Source organism: Streptomyces sp. AC627_RSS907 (genome assembly GCF_019049165.1).
This window is the reverse complement of record NZ_JAGMUE010001266.1, coordinates 1-752: the sequence shown is the minus strand read 5'-3', so window position 1 is coordinate 752 and position 752 is coordinate 1. Positions and strand designations below refer to the sequence as shown.

The 752-nt window shown below is 75.7% G+C and carries 1 pseudogene; it reads left to right on the top strand.

What is annotated here, in order from left to right:
* Positions 1 to 251 (top strand): annotated as a pseudogene (locus KUM32_RS41410) (ArsA family ATPase); the annotation flags it as partial.
* Positions 252 to 752 lie beyond the last annotated feature (501 nt).

Sequence of the window (752 nt, the reverse complement as noted above, 5' to 3'; positions counted from 1 at the left end):
AGCCCGCCGCGGCCACCCCAGCCACGGACGGCGACCCCGACAGGGCCAGCGCCGAACAGTTGGCCGCGGGGCTCCTCCTGCTGCACGCGGAGCGCATGTCGCTGCTCGCGCGCGAACAGCGCACGCGGGACCGCTTCACCGCCCTGCACCCGGAGGTCCCGGTGGCCGAGGTCGCGGCGCTCCCGGGCGACGTTCACGACCTGGTCGGCCTGCGCGCGGTGGGCGACCGCCTGGCGGCACAGCGCTCCTGAACAACGCGCCCGGGCACCGCCCGGCTCAGGTCCCGGCGCGCCCTGACCAGGGAACGGGCCTGGCGAGGGTGGGCTCCGTTCGGCGCCGGACCGATGCGCCCCGGACCTCGCCGCCAGGGCGTGTCCCACGCACGGCGTCGGGTGGGCTGTACGCAAGGCAGGACAGCGACACGGAGCACCTGGCGGCGCGCGCGGACAGGCGAACCACGAGGTGGTCGAGCGGCGACGGGCTGTGGGCCCGCTAGCCGGCCGATCGGCAAAAGGCGCGCTATGCCCGGCATGTCAGACTCATTTCCAGCCACTGTCGCGCACCACCCAGGCCGGCGCTCCCCGGCGGAACACGCGCGGGCCGACGGACTTCCCAGCCGGCCACCACGACCACCGGCACCGCCCACTCAGGGCGCAGGCCAGCAGCTCCCGCTGGGCGAACAACGGCAGGCACGCACGCGCGCCACGACGGGGGCAGCGATGCCGCGTGGCAACACGACAAGGGGCAACGCG